Source organism: Clostridium autoethanogenum DSM 10061 (assembly GCF_001484725.1).
Taxonomy (GTDB): domain Bacteria; phylum Bacillota; class Clostridia; order Clostridiales; family Clostridiaceae; genus Clostridium_B; species Clostridium_B ljungdahlii.
On the sequence record NZ_CP012395.1, the window covers coordinates 2,130,131 to 2,147,876 of the forward strand.

Below are 17,746 nucleotides of genomic sequence, written 5' to 3' on the forward strand. Positions count from 1 at the left end.
TATCATAATTAAAATTCCTTTACAATAAAATTTATTACTAATTATTTGTAAATTTCTTCTTTTAATATCCCAACATATGGGAAATTTCTATACTTTTCTGCATAGTCTAGGCCATATCCTACTAAAAAATAATCAGGCACTTCAAATCCTATGTATTTTGCATTGACGCTAACCTTTCTTCTATCGGCTTTATTTAAAAGACATGCTATTTCTACACTCTTAGCTTTTCTTCCCTTCAAGTAATCCACAAGATAGGCTAAGGTTATGCCTGAATCTATGATATCTTCTACTATTAATATGTGCTTATTCTCTATTTCAAAATCTAAATCTTTTAAAATTCTAACAACACCTGAGCTTTTCGTAGAATTTCCATAGCTTGAAACTGCCATAAAATCCATGCTACATGGAATAGTTATTTCTTTAAGCAAATCTGCCATAAATGGGACAGATCCTTTCAGAATACCTACAAGGAGCAAATCTTTTCCATCATAATCCTGACTTATTCTTTTCCCTATTTCCTTAACTTTCTTTTTAATCTTACCTTCATCAAGTAGTACTTCCTTGATATCTTCACTAATGTTGGTCATGCTTTCCTAGTTCCTCACTTTCAAATTTTATAGCTAAAATATTTCTAGTATTCTTATCAACTTTAAAAAGTTCGCTTATTCTATATCCAACAATCCATCCAATTTTGTCTCCAAAACATATGATAGGAATATCATTTCTTTTATCTTTTGATACTTTTAAATCTATAAACAGGTCTTTTAATTTCTTACTTCCAGTCATTCCAAGTGGTATAAACTTATCCCCTTCTCTCCTATTTCGTAATGTAACATCTCCTTCTATCTTATCATAATCAAAATACTGTACGAACTTATTTTTCTTACAATGTATATATTCTTTAGCTTCAACTAGCTCTATGTACACGGTAGATTTAATTGGGGAGATATTATTGCATCCAACTTGCAGTATATACTGCTTTTTATAATCTGATACAGCTTTTTTTGTATTTTTACTTATTATAATATTTCCATAGTCGTTTAAAACCAATACATTATTGGGAAGCATCTGTTCCTTACCTGTAGAATGTTTTTGAACTTCTATTATATTTAGAATATGAATTCTTTCAAAATCTTTTAAGTTTCCAGTTACAATTTTTAAGGACATTCTTATTATCCTACTTAATATTGCTTCCTTTTCTAAGAATGCCTCTTTAGATATTATAACCTTTTCTCCCTTTATGTCACAATGTTTTTTAAATTTTTCTTGTGAAATATAGCTTAAATATTCATTATCTATTTTTATTGTATCAGAAAATCTATTTAATACTTTAATTATATCTTTATTAAAGTTCTCCTGTATATATGGTATAAGTTGTAACCTTATTTTATTCCTAGAATATAAAGTTTCTAAATTAGTTTTATCAATTCTAGGATTAAGATTATTTAAGCTGCAGTATTTTTCAATTTCATCTCTAGTACTGCATATCAGAGGTCTAACATATATATTATCTCTTACAGGTCTTATTCCCACTAAACCGTCCAGCCCTGCACCCCGCATAATTCTCATTAAAATTGTTTCAGCCTGATCATTAGCATTATGGGCTATAGCTATTTTTTGAGCTTTTAACTCATCTTTAAGTTTTTCAAAAAAGCTATATCTTACTTTTCTTCCAGCACTCTCACAAGATATTCCTTCTTCCTGAGAAACATGATTTACATCTATTTTTAAGCTTTTAAATTGTATCTTCAAATTTTCACAAAACTTTTTTACATATTCTTCGTCTCCATCTGCATCTTTTCCTCTCAGACAGTGATTTACATGAGCTACACATAAAGTTATGTCTAATTTTTCTCTCAAAACATACAATATGTGTAATAGACATATCGAATCTGGTCCTCCCGATACAGCTACTATTACTTTATCTCCTCTATCAAACATTTTATTTTTTGTGATGGTATCTAATACAGATTCTATCAAAACAAACACTTCCTAAAAATTATTATTTTAGAAACAATACGCTAATTTATTATAACATAAATGAATTATTTTTTGTGCAAGAATGACATAAAAGCTATATTTAGACTGCCTACAGCACCAATTCACAATTCACAATTTCAGAAGATTTTTATCCGCCAGTATTATGAAAAATCTAAAAACTAAGTGGCGTAAACTAACAAAATTACGACATAATATTTTTAAAAAACAAAGTACAAAGTTCAAATATCAAATAAAGATAATTTTCTTCTTAACGTCAGAAAATATTAAAATTATAGATTTCCTGAGGTACGAGGGAAAACATCTTTATCTGTTCTTTGTTATTTGAACTTTGCTATTTTCAAAAGCTTTGCTTCACAATGTTTTTAAACTGTAAACGTTGAATACTCAAAGATAATACCTATCTCCTTTAATAAAGGCTGTATACCTTTTCTACTATTGCTGTCATATCATCTTTTGCCTTCCCTCCAGAAAGTTCTTTTGCTTTATCAGTAATTTTCTTGCACATTTCCTTAGGATCAGTGCAATCTAATTCTTTTAGGAATTCTATCATCCAATATAAATTTCCTGCTGCCTCACTTTCATAATCAATCACTCCATCGCTTACCATTATTAGGAAGTCCCCATTCATTATTTTGTTATTACTAATGTCCACGTCCACTTTATCTAATATTCCTATAGGAAGTGTTTTTGATTTTATTACTATAACATCCTCCCCTCTTTTTATAAAACTAGCCGCTGCTCCTACTTTCATAAAATCTACTTCGCCTTTATATAAATCCACACTGCTTAAATCTAATGTGGAAAACTTCTCATCTTCAGTAAATTTTATACCCATTATAGAATTTACCGTATTGATAGCTGTCATTTTATTGAAACCCGCACTTGTAAATTCCTTTATAAGTTCAACAGATGCACTACTTTCCTGTCCTGCCTGAGGGCCTGAACCCATTCCATCACTTATAATCGTCATATATGTTCCATCTGGCAATTTTCCAAAGCTATAACTGTCACCATTACATTTTTCACCATCCTTACAAACTCTACTCACATAAGCTGCTATATGATATTTAGGCGTTTCTTCAAAAGTTATACTACAGCTATCCATAGAAGAATTTATATTACATCCGTCTTCACTTACACACATTAATTTTTTAGTTACATTGTTTATAAGTGGAAGTATATTTTTAACACACTCCTGTTTGCCGCCGCAAGCTTCCATAGATAAGTTTACAACTAAGTGTCCCTTTTTATTATTAAAACAAAACACATCTTTATAATGTATGTTGCTTTTGTTTAGAATTCTTCGTATATCATTTTCCACCTCAGGATTGAACTTCATATTTAAGTTAAAATCTTCTACTATATCACCTATAGTTTTTCCCATATTCTTTATTTGGGATGCTAGTAATTCTCTACATTCACTGAGTCTGTTCTTTCTCATTTCACTTACAATATAATTATTTACAATCTCTTCCGTATTTTTTATAAGTACCGTTCTTTTAGTACATTTTCTTTGAAGTTCCCCTGGCATATGTTTTTTGTTATCCTCGTAATTTTGTATTAATTCTGCAAAAGCATTATAAGTATAAAAAGCTTCTCTGTTCCAACACATGTGCTTCATATCGCAATCAGAACACACTCTATCTGCCAAATTTTCTATAAGTGCACTACTTTTATTTTTCAAAGCAAGCTTATCATTATCTGCCAATTTAGCCAAAACAACTGACATGTTATTAAGTACTTTAGAAAAGCTATCAAATTTATGTGAAAAAATAGATTTGATTTTACCTGCATAATTTTCTTTTAAATGCTCCTGCTTCTTTTCCCAGTCTAACTCCATTTCTATTTTTTTGTATATTTTCTGAGGTATTACAAAAAATATACAACAACTTATAATTATTTCTATTATTTTAAATTCTGTTCCTATATTAGAATACATCTTTAGTACCATAAATCCTATAATATAAGCGCTTCCGCTCATCCACTTACCTGTTTCCCTAAACACACCTGATATAAGTCCACATAATCCATAAACTGAAATATATATCATCATATCGCTAGAGGTAACTCCTATTATAGTTCCCATGGCTACACCAGCGGCTGCCCCCGATGGACTTCCCTTTACATAACCTAATATAAGTATAAAACCTAGTGCTATTATATTTCTAAAAGATACTTCATGTATACTCATTCCCCAAGTTCCTGCTATAATCAAAGATGCAGTTATAGACATACTAATTATTTCCTCACTGCTGTATAAATGTCTAGTTTTTAATTTTTTTAAGCATAATATAGAATAATTAATAATAAAATATATTGGAAAGATACACATAACTTCAAAAACAGAATTAAAAGCAGCTACCCCAACAGTTAATTTCAATATTAAAAACTTATAAGCAAAAAACTCTATTAATGCAGCAGAAAATAATAATACTAACTTCTTTTTTGCACTAATGTTATTTAATATATGATTTAAAGTTGCTAATGTTACAATTACTATACAATATACAGGAAGATATTTAATATTTCCATACATTGAAATATACCCTAATAGTGTTCCCAACGCAGCAATCAGGGAAGGTTTTCGTTTTTCACATTCTGCTATTGATATAAAAAAGGCTATTCCAAAGGGTGCCATAAGATTTACCATCATAACCCTTCCAACTAAAAAACCTGCTAGGAAATAAAATATTATTTGAATTGTTTTTGTTATATCCCTGGCTTCATGGTTTTTTTCTTCATTCTTTAGCTTTTCTGTCCTTTGATAAGGAAATACCTCTGCTCCATATTGCATATAATACCACCCACCTTATAAAATTACTGCTTACATTATAGCAGTAATTTCTGGAAATAAATGTCATAACGTGAGATACCCCTATATTTTTTTTAGGACATTAATTTTATTTTTTTTTCATAATTTTTATTTTATACATACACTAAAAACTAGTTATCCTATTTTATCCACAATGTTAATAAGTTTGTGATTTTGATAATTTTAGAAAGGTATACTGTAACCCGATTAGACTTTAGCCATTATTAAGAACTTCAATGGCAAGTAAATTAGAAACTAAAAAAAACTTGCAATATATGCAAGTTTCTGTGGTTGCGGGGGAAGGACTTGAACCTCCGACCTTCGGGTTATGAGCCCGACGAGCTACCAGCTGCTCCACCCCGCGGCATTAATTGGTGCTGAAGACCGGAATCGAACCGGTACGGGTTTTAAAGCCCGCAGGATTTTAAGTCCTGTGCGTCTGCCTGTTCCGCCACTCCAGCACATCATCAATTGGTAGCGGAAATAGGACTTGAACCTACGACACTTCGGGTATGAACCGAATGCTCTAGCCAGCTGAGCTATTCCGCCATGTTATATATTTCTGTGGTTGCGGGGGAAGGACTTGAACCTCCGACCTTCGGGTTATGAGCCCGACGAGCTACCAGCTGCTCCACCCCGCGACATTAATTGGTGCTGAAGACCGGAATCGAACCGGTACGGGTTTTAAAGCCCGCAGGATTTTAAGTCCTGTGCGTCTGCCTGTTCCGCCACTCCAGCAAAATATATACACAACAAATTGACGACATATATTATTATATATGGTACTAACTATATTGTCAACTAATTTTTAAAAATTTCTATAAATAAAATTTAAAAAGAGGCTAAACAGCCTCTTTAGGTAATCCTACTAGTAATTAGAAGATTTTTTGTATCCTTTGCCTTTTGCATCTTGATGTTTCTTTATATCTTGGAATCTTTCTTCACTATCTTTTAAAAACTTAGATAATCTATCTTCAAAATTACCTTGATTTTGCTTAGTTTTTTCTTTTTGCCAATCTATTTCCATAGGTCTAACACTCTTTTTATCAAGTCCAGCCTGTTTTATAGATAAACTAATTTTTCCATTGTCATCAATAGAAATTACCTTAACTTTTACTTTGTCCTTTTCCTTTAAATAATCTCGTATATTCTTAACATAAGTGTCTGACACCTCAGATATATGCACTAACCCAGTTTTACCTTCAACATCTACAAAAGCTCCAAAACTAGTAATGTTAACTACTGTACCCTCTAGTATGCTTCCTGCCTTTAAGGTCATATTAAAAAAACTCCTCCTTAAAAAATAATACTATATAATATAAACTTCTTCTCTTTTAACAGAGTAGGACTTCTTGGATCTTGCCCAAAAATCTTTGCTACATCCACAACCACTTATCCTCCATAATCTCAACAGGCATAATTTCAAAAAACCTGTTATAGTTTTCTATTACAGCATAACTGGTAATTAGTTTTTATTGTCTATTACAGGAGTTTCGCCTTGCTTAATAAGACCTAATTTTTCTCTAGCTAATTTTTCTATATACACATTAGAATTAGACATTTTAACCTCTTCCTGTAATTTTTGATTTTTATATTTACCCCTCTGCTCTTCCATCTTTTTTTCACTTATCTGTTTATTTATGTTTTGCATAGTTAATTGCTGACTTATAAAAATATAGCCTATATATAGAACTATTAATAAAAAGATTATATTTTTCCACTTGATTTTTATTTTCATTAATAATCACCGATTCTCCCACTAACGATTTACGTTTCTATATACTCATTCTATTAACTATTGCCTTCCTCGATTTATCATAGCACATCTCACTTATATTGTAATTTGATTTTTGATTTTCTTCAAGCTAATTTTTATACTTTTTTTTATTTTTTCTTTTAACACTATAAATAAGGTATTGAAAAGGATATATTATTATATATATAAATACCCTAAATAATCTTCCCAATACTTTGAAGAATTTATTATGTAATTCTATAAGAAAATTGCTGAAAAACTTCAAATATAAACATATACCTATACCTAATAAGATATACACATACATTCCCATATAGGCATAGTTTGTATACATTAAAAATATAAATACAATTATGGCTGTAAATACCCAAAATAGAGTATCCTCGATAAACGTTATTATCTTATTTAAATCTTTAAACCCTCTTATTAGTCTGTAAAAATCAAATAATATTCCCGTTATTATTCCTGCTGTAAGGCTAAATATTATAAGTCGAATTTGAGTACTTATTGATATAATCATACTAATCCTTTCATGGTAACGTGATTTTATTTAAACATCTTTGATATTAAACTTTGGTTCCTTTTTTTCGACTTATTATTAGTATATACACAAGAATTTACCATACCAACTATAACTACATCTCCATTTTGTACATCTAACTTATTCATCTTTAAACTTTTGCCTTTAATATTGAGGGTTCCAAGATTAGTATTTAAAACTATTTGATCTTCATTAAAACTTACTACTTCAATAACACCAGTTAACATTAACTTTCTTCTATTTTCAAGACTTAATAAGCTTTTCTTATCTTCTACACTTATTTCTTTTTTCTCCATAAAACATCCCCTCCACCTATAATAAATATATGTAGCCATTGGGGATTATATTACTTTCTATTTTAAATCTTATTCAGTTGAAATTATCCTATACATACTTTGAACGTTTTCTTTTGTAACATGAGCTGCAATATTTAAGATTTCTGCCTTTAAACACTTATTGGCATATTTGATTTCTATTATATCCCCTTCTTTGACTTCAACACTAGGTTTGGCCACTTTTCCATTTATAGCAACCCTTCCACCTTCACATGCTTCTTTTGCTACAGTTCTTCTTTTTATTATTCTAGATACTTTAAGGTATTTATCTAATCTCATACAAACTCCCCTTTAAAACAGAAAACCTAGATTTTCACCCAGGCTTTCTGAAAAATACATTATTTATTTACTCTATCTTTAAACTCTTTACCAGCTTTAAATACAGGAACTGTTGATTCAGGTATTTTTATTTCTTCCTTAGTTCTAGGATTTCTTCCAATTCTTTCAGCTCTTTTTCTTGTTTCAAAGGTTCCAAACCCTACTAATTGAACTTTATCTCCCTTTTCCAATGTTTCTTCTACACTTTCTATAAACCCTTTAAGAGCTGCCTCTACATCTTTTTTTGTTAATTTTGACTTTTCTGCTATACCTGCTATTAATTCTGATTTATTCACTTTTTTTACCTCCTCTAATTTTCATAGATAAATGTGTACAAATATTCACAAATATCTTTACGGCTAATTTTCGGTCATCATTAACCAAGTTTTTCTAATTAAGCTTTTGAAAGCAATAAATATTGTATACTATTCAAAAATTTTTAGCAACTTACTATGTAATTATATATACTTAAAAATATTCATCACTTTCTAATCCATTGAATATACTTATATGGATATAGTAGCATATTCTGCATTAATTAAAAAATTCCTTCTTTTTGCATATAAAAAATTAAATTTATATATTTTTAGCCTTTTCCCAGAGTTCATCCATTTCATTTAATGTCATGTCTTCCATATCCAGTCCTTTCTCTCTGGCACACTTCTCTATATATGCAAAACGATTTATAAATTTCTCTATAGTATAATTTAATGCAAATTCAGGGTCAATGTCAAGGAATCTGGCTACATTTACACAAGCAAATATTAAATCTCCTATTTCTTCTACTATTTTTGCCCTTTCCTTACTTTTATATACATCCTTTACTTCATAATATTCCTCTAATACTTTATCTAATGCACATTCAACTTTGTCCCAGTCAAATCCAACCTTAGCAGCTTTTTTTTGAACTTTAGAAGCTCTCATCAAGGCAGGTAAAGCTTGTGCAACATGTCTAAGTTCATCTGTATGAGTTTTAAGCCCTTGCTCCTTTTTCTTTAAAGCATCCCAGTTTGTTAGCACCTCCTCTGAATTATTTACCTCTATATCTCCAAATACATGTGGATGTCTCTTTATCATTTTATCACATACACCATTGATTACATCATTAATATTAAAAAATCCTTCTTCTTTTCCTATTTGAGAATGGAAAACTATTTGAAATAATACATCTCCTAGTTCCTCCGTCAGTTCCACATCATCCTTTTTATTTATAGCTTCTAGTACCTCATAGCTCTCTTCTATAAGATATTTTTTTAGACTCTCATGGCTTTGTTCTTTATCCCAAGGACAACCTTCTTGACTTCTTAATTTCTCCATTACATCTAATAAATCTTTTAAATCATATTTGCACTCTAAATCTTTAGGTATATAAATTGATGTCAAATAGTCTATATCCTCTTGTCTGTCCAGCTCATACAATTTTATTTTTCTTATACTTTCACTATCCTTAACTCCTGCAGCTCTTATAAAATATATGTCTGCATCGTCTCTATAATAATCCATAAGACTTAATTTCACTTCAGATGCAATTAACCTATCGTATACTTGAGTTATTATAGTACCTACCCTTTTATCTAATGTTTCGTGTTTTATATCAAAAGCATCTATTATTTTTATTCCTTCAATAACATCTATGTTTAACTTCTCTGCAATAACATCTATAAAGCTAACTGATGGTATCATATCCACATCTACGGAATTTTGTTTACACAATTTTAACAATAATTTTACAGATTTTTCTGCTACCAGGGGATGTCCTGGTACTGCATAAATTATTTGATGAAAACTTTTTTCTTTTAATATTAAATCTTCTGCTATGGATCTATATACATCTTCAAATTTTTGTTTTTTTTCATATAGATGATCATACGTTTCAAAATTTATACCCAATTGTCTTAAGTAACCCACAGTAGGATGTTTCTCCGTCCTCAAATATACTTTATTCACATCCTTCAGTGCATTAACAGCACCTATTGTAAGGGATTCTATGGATCCTGGCCCCAGACCTACTACCTTAATCATTTGTAAATCCTCCTTTATTTTTTTAAGAATCTCCTTTTTATATAACTGTATTTGAATATTCCAAATATAACTATGATTGGTACATATATAATCACACCAGCAATTACAGCTAAAAAACAAGCTATTCTACTATTCATGCTATAATTATAGACATACAAATATATAATTACAACAGCTGCCATCATAAAAATGGATGCAAATGCGGGTTTAACCATAGTTTCAAAATAATTTACACGAATTTTTAATTTCCTGCTTAAAAATATTATGTTTAAAATACAGGTCGCAATATATCCTCCTATACTTCCTAAAACTGCCCCATAAATATTTATATGAGGTATTGGCACAAGAAATAGGGTTATAACTACCTTTATAATGCATCCTAACGCCAAATTAGCTACAGGTCTAACATAATGTCCAATGCCCTGAAGCACAGCTGTAGATGTCTGAACAAGTACAATAAAAGGAATAGACAATGCTGAATATTGAAGTATATCAAATCCTGCAGATTGACCTGGGAAAATCAAATCCAGAATAGGGTGTGCTAGGACATATAATCCAATGGTAGATGGAATTGCAATAACCATAGAAATTTTAAAAGATAAATCCACTTTATTTATGACATCAACTTTTCTATTTAATATATACGATTCTGCAATTATTGGCATCAAAGAAGCACATAGCGCTGAAGATATTGTTAGTGGTATATTTATAAGCACAAATGCCTTTCCAGTAAGCTGTCCATATAATATAGCAGCTTCCCTATATGTAAATCCAGCCTCCAATAATTTCTGAGGTACCAAAGCTGAATCTATAAGACTCATTATACTGCTAACTGCTGCTCCTAGAGATACTGGAATAGCTATGTACAGTAATTTACTCAGTACATCCTTATTATCTGCAACTTTAAATACGTTTATTTCTTTTCTTACATAAACATACTTTACTATTAAATATATACCGCCAAATAGTCCTCCTGCTGCTGCCCCCAATGCTGCTCCTCCTGCGGAATACTCTATACCTTTAGGCAATAGCAAATATGCCAATCCCACTCCTACTATTACTCTGCCTATTTGTTCTATAATTTGAGATGCAGCTGTATAATTCATATTTTGAAGTCCTTGGAAAAATCCTCTGAAAGCACTCATTATGGATATAAATATAGGTGCAAATGCAATGGCAATTAAAGAATAGTAAGATTTTCTATCCCACTTCAAAAAATGTATAATTGGATTTGAAAATATAAGTAGTATAGCTGTAAACCCTGTTCCTAAAATAACCATTAAGAGTATAGATTTTCTAAGTACTTGAATTACCCCTTCATGATCTCCAATGGCATTTCTCTCCGATACCATCTTTGACACCGCTACAGGTATACCTGAAGCTGCAGCAATAAAAAACATATAAAGCGGAAATGACATTTGATAGTAACCCACTCCCTCATCTCCAATAAGCATTTGAAGTGGCCATCTAAAAAATAGTCCTAAGAATTTTGACAATATACCCGCTGCCCCTAATACAAAAGTGCCTTTTATAAGGGATTGTTTTTTCATAAAAATACCTCCGAACGCTATAATTGCAAACAATTTGTTCCATGTTTATAATTATTTAAAACTCGAAGGTATTATTACTTTAAATGAATATTTTTTAAATTATAGTCAATAATGTCAACAGAATATAAATGGCAGCTAATGCTGCCATTATCTATTGTTCCATTTGTTTGCCTAAAAAGGATGATGCAGTTTCAGCTAGCTTTATCTCCATATCTCCAAAGTTAGCTTTTTCTTTAGATACTATTATTACAGCTCCAATTGCATCACCTCCTGCTATTATAGGGCATATAATTTGAGCTGAGTACTTACCCTGTACATCCTCATCATCATACAAAGGAATAATTCCATCTTCATCCTTATCCCCAGCTATGGAAACCGTTTTTCTATTATCTATTAACTTTTCTAGTTCATTACTTATCTTTTTTCCCATATATTCTTTTTTAGGTATACCGCTAATTGACACCATGCTGTCTTTATCACATATCATAATTATATTTCCTATAGTTTGTTGAAGTGATTCTGTATATCCTTTTGAAACATCACTAAGTTCTCCAATAGGGGAATATTTTTTTAATATAACCCCACCTTCTCTATCGGTAAATATCTCAAGAGGATCTCCTTCTCTTATTCTAAGAGTTCTTCTTATTTCTTTTGGTATGACAACTCTACCTAAGTCATCTATACGTCTAACAATTCCTGTTGCTTTCATACTATAATTCCTCCTATAAAATATAATATATAACTTGTATTATTATTATCTTTCTAAATATGCAATTTTATACACAATTGTTATTTAAATTAGAAAAATAAAAAGAACTGCAGCACAATTGCTACAGTTCTTTTCTACCTATTTAAATAAAAATTAATTTACATAATATTTTTTTCTTTTTTAGTTATACTTGCGGCTTTTTTCCACTCTTGAACTTTTTGAGAAACTAATTTACTCTTTTGATCACTTTCCAGCTGCTTCTTTATATCATCTTTAACTTTGTTAAAATCCTTAACTGGGTATTCCTGCTTTTTTATACACTTGATTATATGATATCCGAAACTACTTTGAACTGGATCTGATATGGCACCTTCTTTTAATGCTTTTGCTCCTGCCATAAATTGAGCATCATACCCTGAATCATTATAATTTACAAATCCTAAGTCTCCACCTTTATCTTTAGTAGCGGTATCCTGAGAAACTTCTTTTGCAACCTTTGCAAAATCCTCTCCCTTATCTAACCTTGCTTTCACTTTTTGTGCTTCATCTTTTGTCTTTACAAGTATATGAGCTAAATGCATTTTATCAGGCTGCTCTGTATACTTATCCTTATTTGCATTGTAATAGTCTTTAATTTGTTTATCTGTTACCTTTACACTTTTTGCAAGGTAATTACTTATGTTTGTTTCTATTGCTTGAGTTTTCAATTGTGCTAGAAACATAGTCTTAAATGATTCCTCAGTAAATCCCTGTGCTTTTAATGCTGCATCAAATTGACTGGTATCACCTTTAAAATTCTGCTTTTTAATATCATCAATCTTTTTATCCATGTCTGATTTTAATTTACTTTCATCTGGTAGAAGCTTTAACTCTTTAGCTTTTTGTTCGATTACTTTAGTAGTAATCATATTGTCAAGTATCTGTTCTTTTTGGGTTTTAATAGCACTAGTAGCTTCATCATTTTTTGCATAGTCTGAACCATATTGTTGTTTAGCTTGACTTAGCAATTGGATTGTATTTGGATCTTTATCTAAATCACCCCTTGTGATTTTTTCTCCATTAACTGTTGCCACAGTACTATTAGCTATAGCTTCTGGTGTTTTTTCTATCATATTACATCCTGCAGTTGAAAATGCGAACACTGTTATAAATGCAGCAGCCACCAACCTTTTTATATTCTTCACGGTTTATTCCCCCACTCTTTTTGTGTTTTGCAAAATATAAATTAATTTTAACACAAAACTATTTTTACTACAAAGCTATTTTTGTTCATATATTTTTAGCATATATTTCACAATTTCCTTAATCTGATGTAAAATATCTTCTCTTTTTACATTTTTTAATTTATATCCAAACCCGGGCTTTTTATTCATCTTCAACACAAACTCATGTGGATAAGTTTTAAACAGTTCCCTAAGCACATTTTTGTCAACCCTATCCTGATCTTGAAATGAAAAAACAACTTCGTCCTTTATTTCTTTTATCTCCTCTATTCCAATTTTCTTACTCATACTTCTTATATAGGCTATATCCATCAAGTTGTATACTGAAGTTGGTATATCAGAGAATCTATCTTCCAATTCCTCTTTTATATCAAGCATATCATCATAGGAACTTATAGCTGCTATTTTCTTATATATTTCTATTTTCTGAACTTCACTCTTTATATAATTATCAGGTATATATGCATCTATTTTCAATTCTACAGTAGTTTCTACAGGTTCTTTGTCTATATCTCCTTTTATAAGCTTTATAGTATCCTCCAGCATCCTACAATAGAGATCATATCCTACAGCAGCCATATGACCATGCTGTGATGCTCCCATCATATTACCTGCACCTCTTATTTCCAAATCTTTTAGTGCTATTTTAAACCCAGATCCAAGTTCAGTAAATTCTTTAATAGCTTTAAGCCTTTTTTCTGCTACTTCCGTAAGAACCTTATCTCTCCTATAGCTCAAGTAACAGTAAGCCATTCTATTAGTTCTTCCAACCCTTCCTCTTAATTGATATAGTTGTGATAAGCCCATTTTATCGGCATCATATATTATCATTGTATTTACATTCTGTATATCCATACCAGTTTCTATAATAGTAGTTGCTACTAAAACATTATACTCATTTTTCATAAAATCAACTATTATATTTTCAAGTTCTCTTTCTTGCATTTGTCCGTGAGCTACGGCTACTTTTGCTTCTGGAATTAGTTTGGCTATGTAAGAAGCCATTTCTTTTATGCTCTCAACTCTATTATAGACAAAATAAACCTGTCCTCCTCTATTTATTTCTCTTAGTATTGCATCTCTTATTAATTGATCATTATATTCCACTACATAAGTTTGAATTGGATATCTTTCCTCTGGAGGTGTCTCTATAACACTTATATCTCTAGCCCCTACGAGAGACATATGTAATGTCCTAGGTATAGGTGTAGCACTTAACGTAAGTACGTCTACATTTTTTCTAATCTTTTTGATCTTTTCCTTATGACTTACTCCAAACCTCTGCTCCTCATCTATTATAAGAAGTCCTAAATCTTTAAATTGTACATCCTTTTGTAATATTCTGTGAGTACCAATTAATATATCAACATCTCCTACTTTAACTGCCTTTATGGATGCTTTTTGCTGTGCTGTTGTTCTAAACCTGCTTATCATATCTATTTTTACAGGAAAATCAGAAAACCTTTGAACAAAATTATTATAATGTTGTTGAGCAAGTATGGTAGTTGGAACTAAAAATGCAACTTGCTTTCCATCCATAACAGCCTTAAAAGCGGCCCTTACTGCCACTTCTGTTTTTCCATATCCTACATCCCCACAAAGTAATCTGTCCATTACCTTATCTGATTCCATATCTTGCTTTATATCCTGTATAGTTGTAAGTTGATCTGGAGTCTCTTCATAAGGGAATTCATCCTCAAACTGTTTTTGCCATACTGTATCCTTTGAATACTTGTAACCTTTTAGAGTAGACCTAATTGCATATAATTTTACTAAATCTTCAGCTATTTCCTCTATTGATTTCTTTACCTTTTTCTTAGCTTTGGCCCAATCTGATCCTCCCAATTTACTTACTTTGGGGCTCTTTCCTTCAGAACCTATATATTTTTGCACCATATCCAGTTGTTCTACAGGTACATACAATTTATCTTCTGAGTCATATATAAGTTCCAAATAATCTTTCTTGTGACCTTGAACTTCCAACTGCTTTATGCCTTTGTATATTCCTATACCATGATTTACATGTACTACAAAATCCCCAGGTTTAAGTTCTGTAAAGCTTTTTATTTTGCTTACTCCTTTTTTGAGAACCTTCCTTGTATTCTTCTTTTTTGCTTCCCCAAAAACTTCTTTATCTGATATGACCCCTAGTTTAAAATCCGGATATTCAAAACCCTTGAGTTGGCTTCCAAAAGTTATAACAACTTCCCCTGATTTAATCTCATGAATAACATCTCTATAACTACTTTCTATGCCTTTTTCTCGTAAAGTGTCTACCAATCTTTCTCCTCTAGGTCTTGTTCCAGATAAGATCAAAATTTTATAACCTCTAGACTTTTTATCCTTTATATCCTCAATAAGTAAATCTATCTGTCCTTGGTAACTATTTAGAGTTATCTGAGAAAAATTAGTTATAGTTTTAGGTTGAATAACCTTAGAAGACTTAGCAATAGCATCTAAGGTCATAATTTCCTTATTTTTAAGTTCTTCAAATAAATCAGATTTTGCACATAACATTTTACTCTGTTTGGGGAGTATATTTCCCCTTTCTAAAAGATTTTTATAATTTTCTTCAAATTCAAAATATACACTATCTAATTTCCCGGAGCATCTCTGCACATCATCCATAACTACAAAATAGTCCTTAGCATAATCAAGGAAAGAAGCAGGCTTATCATAAAAATATGGAAGAAAACTATCAATATTTTCAAAGCTCCAGTTCTCCTCTAGACTCTCTAAGTTTTTCTTTGTTAACTCATCTATTCTATCCAATGCTTCTTTATTCTTGCTTTTTTCTAATTTTTTTTCTACTAAAGCTGCGTCATCTTCTATACTTTTTCTTCCCTTTTGAATCTTATCCTTATCAAGAATAATCTCTTTAGCAGGAAATATTTCTATACTGTCTAATTTATCAATACTTCTCTGCGATTCTAAATTTAAAGTTCTAATAGATTCTACTTCATCCCCAAATAGCTCTATTCTATATGCTTCTGCAGCTATTGGTGAGTATACATCCATTATGTCACCTCTTATGGAAAATTGGCCTTTTGAATCCACAATCTCATTTTTTTCATATCCACTTTGAACCAATTTCTCACTTATATCTTTTAAATTTAAAGCCTCCCCTACAGATATGTTAATTATATAATTTTCATATAACCCTACAGGTATATATGCAGAGGCCAAAGATTCCACACAAGTTATTATAATTTTTCTACCTGTATCTATCATTTTCCTTATTACCTTTAATCTTTCCCACCTCAGGTCTCCCGATATGGCATCTATATTATAAAATACCATCTCTTTAGTAGGAAAATAATATACTTCTGCTAAATAAAGGGATAGATCTTCATATAGTTTTCTGGCTTCTACATCACTATGAGTAACAATTAGGAAAGGCTTGTCTATTTCGTTATACACTCCATATATTAAGTAACTTTTAGCTGACTCTGAAAGTCCAAATACCCCTATAGGGAATTTTTTTTTGCTTATTCCATCAATAATATTTCTAAATTCTCTACTCTCCCTCATAGGTTTTATAAGTCCATCTAATCTCATTTTAACAACCACCCTACAAATTTTATTCATCCAACTCTAGATAAATATTGCACTTAAGTTTTTTAATTTAACGCACAACAACCGTTAATCTCTTTGTTTAAAGAGATTATACGGTATCAACTGACTTATTTTGTAATAAGCTTTATCCGATCGCTACCATTGCTAACCCCCCCCTCTTCTATCAAAGTAGGGGATAAGCACTGCTACGCGCCTGGATAAGTTCTTCTAAAGTTCAGCTGGAAAAAGTTGTCCTTATAAGCAAACTCCATCTGAACCTAAGAATCACTTGATATTTTTAATCCATTGAACTTATTCATAGCTTCTTCTACTCCACAATTTATGAGACATTCCAATACATCTGCGCTAGTTTCTAAAACCTTTTCTATATCATTTCTTTCATTTATGTCAAATTTTCCCAAAACATGAGATACAAGATCCCCTTTAGGCTGTCCAATCCCTACTTTTATTCTTGGGAATACATCTGTACCTAAATTTGCTATTACGCTCTTTATGCCATTATGTCCTCCAGCACTTCCATGTTTTCTTATTCTAATTCTTCCAATTTCAAGGTCTATATCATCGTATATAATTATTATATTGCTGCTTTTTATCTTAAAAAAATTTGCAGCCTCTATTACACTCTCTCCACTCAAATTCATATAAGTACTCGGTTTTAATAACATTACTTTATTATCTGCTATTATGCCTTCTCCATAGGTTCCTTTAAATTTTTCCCTATTTATAGGAATATTATACTTACTACTTATTAAATCTACAGCATCAAACCCTATATTGTGTCTTGTATGCTGATACTTAGTTCCTATATTTCCTAATCCAACTATTAAAAACATTATTTCACTCCAATCTCAATACTATATTAAATCCATTACATAATATATATTATACTAAAAGACATAAATA

15 protein-coding genes and 5 tRNA genes are annotated in these 17,746 nt (G+C 30.8%); all 20 read right to left on the minus strand.

Annotation, left to right across the window (positions count from 1 at the left end):
• Positions 1–41: 41 nt before the first annotated feature.
• Positions 42–587 (minus strand): hypoxanthine phosphoribosyltransferase, encoded by a 546-nt coding sequence (gene hpt, locus CLAU_RS09640; RefSeq protein ID WP_013240731.1) that lies wholly within the window; start codon positions 585–587, stop codon positions 42–44.
• Positions 574–1,980: a tRNA lysidine(34) synthetase TilS gene (gene tilS, locus CLAU_RS09645; protein WP_013240732.1), complete on the minus strand. Its 1,407-nt coding sequence runs from the start codon at positions 1,978–1,980 to the stop codon at positions 574–576. Before tilS ends, hpt begins: the two co-directional genes overlap by 14 nt.
• 427 nt (positions 1,981–2,407) lie before the next feature.
• Entirely contained in the window at positions 2,408–4,795 is a 2,388-nt protein-coding gene (gene spoIIE / locus CLAU_RS09650; RefSeq protein ID WP_013240733.1) for a stage II sporulation protein E, read from the minus strand.
• A gap of 306 nt (positions 4,796–5,101) precedes the next feature.
• Positions 5,102–5,177, minus strand: a tRNA-Met gene (locus CLAU_RS09655).
• An 8-nt stretch (positions 5,178–5,185) separates the two neighbouring features.
• Positions 5,186–5,274: transfer RNA gene (locus CLAU_RS09660), tRNA-Leu, on the minus strand.
• 11 nt (positions 5,275–5,285) lie between these two features.
• Positions 5,286–5,362, minus strand: a tRNA-Met gene (locus CLAU_RS09665).
• Between the two features lie 16 nt (positions 5,363–5,378).
• Positions 5,379–5,454: transfer RNA gene (locus CLAU_RS09670), tRNA-Met, on the minus strand.
• Between the two features lie 8 nt (positions 5,455–5,462).
• Positions 5,463–5,551: transfer RNA gene (locus CLAU_RS09675), tRNA-Leu, on the minus strand.
• Positions 5,552–5,681: 130 nt separating this feature from the next.
• Positions 5,682–6,092, minus strand: coding sequence for a S1 domain-containing RNA-binding protein (locus CLAU_RS09680; RefSeq protein ID WP_013240734.1), 411 nt, complete (start codon positions 6,090–6,092; stop codon positions 5,682–5,684).
• 186 nt (positions 6,093–6,278) lie between these two features.
• Positions 6,279–6,551, minus strand: coding sequence for an FtsB family cell division protein (locus CLAU_RS09685; RefSeq protein ID WP_013240735.1), 273 nt, complete (start codon positions 6,549–6,551; stop codon positions 6,279–6,281).
• Between the two features lie 127 nt (positions 6,552–6,678).
• Positions 6,679–7,089: a spore cortex biosynthesis protein YabQ gene (gene yabQ, locus CLAU_RS09690; protein ID WP_013240736.1), complete on the minus strand. Its 411-nt coding sequence runs from the start codon at positions 7,087–7,089 to the stop codon at positions 6,679–6,681.
• A 26-nt stretch (positions 7,090–7,115) separates the two neighbouring features.
• Positions 7,116–7,406, minus strand: a complete 291-nt coding sequence (gene yabP, locus CLAU_RS09695; protein ID WP_013240737.1) for a sporulation protein YabP — start codon at positions 7,404–7,406, stop codon at positions 7,116–7,118.
• Positions 7,407–7,475: 69 nt separating this feature from the next.
• Positions 7,476–7,724, minus strand: a complete 249-nt coding sequence (locus CLAU_RS09700) for an RNA-binding S4 domain-containing protein (RefSeq protein ID WP_013240738.1) — start codon at positions 7,722–7,724, stop codon at positions 7,476–7,478.
• A gap of 59 nt (positions 7,725–7,783) precedes the next feature.
• The gene (locus CLAU_RS09705; protein ID WP_013240739.1) at positions 7,784–8,059 is read right to left on the minus strand and encodes an HU family DNA-binding protein; all 276 of its coding nucleotides are present in this window, start codon (positions 8,057–8,059) and stop codon (positions 7,784–7,786) included.
• Positions 8,060–8,339: 280 nt separating this feature from the next.
• Positions 8,340–9,785: a bifunctional methyltransferase/pyrophosphohydrolase YabN gene (gene yabN, locus CLAU_RS09710; RefSeq protein ID WP_013240740.1), complete on the minus strand. Its 1,446-nt coding sequence runs from the start codon at positions 9,783–9,785 to the stop codon at positions 8,340–8,342.
• 14 nt (positions 9,786–9,799) lie between these two features.
• Positions 9,800–11,335, minus strand: a complete 1,536-nt coding sequence (locus CLAU_RS09715; protein WP_013240741.1) for a putative polysaccharide biosynthesis protein — start codon at positions 11,333–11,335, stop codon at positions 9,800–9,802.
• A gap of 151 nt (positions 11,336–11,486) precedes the next feature.
• The gene (gene spoVT / locus CLAU_RS09720; RefSeq protein ID WP_013240742.1) at positions 11,487–12,044 is read right to left on the minus strand and encodes a stage V sporulation protein T; all 558 of its coding nucleotides are present in this window, start codon (positions 12,042–12,044) and stop codon (positions 11,487–11,489) included.
• A gap of 158 nt (positions 12,045–12,202) precedes the next feature.
• Positions 12,203–13,228: a peptidylprolyl isomerase gene (locus CLAU_RS09725; protein ID WP_013240743.1), complete on the minus strand. Its 1,026-nt coding sequence runs from the start codon at positions 13,226–13,228 to the stop codon at positions 12,203–12,205.
• Positions 13,229–13,303: 75 nt separating this feature from the next.
• A complete protein-coding gene (mfd, locus tag CLAU_RS09730; protein WP_013240744.1) occupies positions 13,304–16,825 on the minus strand; it encodes a transcription-repair coupling factor in 3,522 nt (1,173 codons plus the stop codon).
• Between the two features lie 275 nt (positions 16,826–17,100).
• Positions 17,101–17,676 carry an aminoacyl-tRNA hydrolase gene (pth, locus tag CLAU_RS09735; RefSeq protein WP_013240745.1) on the minus strand — a complete coding sequence of 192 codons (576 nt, stop codon included), beginning with the start codon at positions 17,674–17,676 and terminating at the stop codon, positions 17,101–17,103.
• Between the last annotated feature and the right edge of the window lie 70 nt (positions 17,677–17,746).